The organism is Vibrio sp. 1180_3 (genome assembly GCF_029478545.1).
Taxonomy (GTDB): Bacteria; Pseudomonadota; Gammaproteobacteria; order Enterobacterales; family Vibrionaceae; genus Vibrio; species Vibrio aestuarianus.
In genome coordinates this window covers 1-1,008 of record NZ_SJFM01000134.1, presented here as the reverse complement: position 1 = coordinate 1,008, position 1,008 = coordinate 1, and the positions used below count along the sequence as shown (strand labels likewise).

Annotated in this window: 2 protein-coding genes; both read left to right on the top strand. The window is 40.1% G+C overall.

Annotation, left to right across the window (positions count from 1 at the left end; genetic code table 11):
• Positions 1–280: 280 nt before the first annotated feature.
• On the top strand, positions 281–523 hold the full coding sequence (locus EYW48_RS21240; RefSeq protein ID WP_277433052.1) for a type II toxin-antitoxin system Phd/YefM family antitoxin: 243 nt from the start codon (positions 281–283) through the stop codon (positions 521–523).
• An 8-nt stretch (positions 524–531) separates the two neighbouring features.
• The gene (locus EYW48_RS21235; RefSeq protein ID WP_171307249.1) at positions 532–831 is read left to right on the top strand and encodes a type II toxin-antitoxin system RelE/ParE family toxin; all 300 of its coding nucleotides are present in this window, start codon (positions 532–534) and stop codon (positions 829–831) included.
• Positions 832–1,008 lie beyond the last annotated feature (177 nt).

Here is a 1,008-nt window from a genome sequence, read left to right as displayed (position 1 = left end):
GCTCAAGACGAATGGCCGGAGAAATCCCAAAAGATTGAACCCCTAAATTTACCTGAGTTGCATAACGCCCAATTAAGGGGTGAACAACGCTACCACCCAAACCTAAAGCATTGTGCCATAAACACTAAATTTGAAGTAGAAGCAAAAGTGCCAAGCGTTGAGAATCCCTCTTAAATTGCTTGTTAGTTTAACTTTCACACAAATCGCACGATTTAATTAAATTGAACATTTTGCACAAACAATTATACTCTTACTAGTAACTCAAGTTTGGAGCTTTAACATGCATACATTAACAGCAAATGACGCTAAACGTAATTTTGGCGAACTACTTCTTAGTGCTCAGCGAGAGCCTGTTAAAATCAGCAAAAACAGCAAAGATGCTGTCGTTGTTATGTCCATTCAGGACTACGAAGAACTCGAAGCCATGAAAGCTGATTACATTAAGCATTGCTTTGAGGCAGCAAAAGCAGACCTAGCACAAGGTAACGCAGTTGATGGCGAAACATTCTTGAAGAGTCTGTAACCTAGAGTATGCAAACGAATAAATATAAGCTGAGCAAATTAGCACAAAGCCATTTACGTAAAATTAAAAGCTATACCGTTACAAACTTTTCCGAATTCCAATGGAATAGCTACAGAGACAACCTACTAACTGCTTTTCAAATGCTTGCTGACAATCCAGCAGTTGGAAGAAACTGTGATGAGTTGTACCCAGGTGGCTTCTACTTTCCTGTTGGTAAGCACACTGCCTACTTTACCAAAGAAGACGGTTTTATTCTGATCGTTGCTGTTCTTGGTCAATCGCAACTGCCTCAGAATCATTTGAAATAATATTCACACCCTAACAATCACAGTTAGGGTGCGGAGCCAGATTGGTAAACTAACGCCGCATTAAGTGGTGAGCGACGCTAAACACCAATGCTTCGACAAACCACTTAAAACGCAAAAACTGAATTTACACTAAAACCGCCAAGCGTTGCGAATCCGTCTTAAATGCTTTGTTATGCA

Excerpts from the sequence above, each read along its gene's own strand:
- EYW48_RS21235 (WP_171307249.1), top strand. The coding sequence starts at position 532 with ATGCAAACGAATAAATATAAGCTGAGCAAATTAGCACAAAGCCATTTA.
- EYW48_RS21240 (WP_277433052.1), top strand. The coding sequence starts at position 281 with ATGCATACATTAACAGCAAATGACGCTAAACGTAATTTTGGCGAACTA.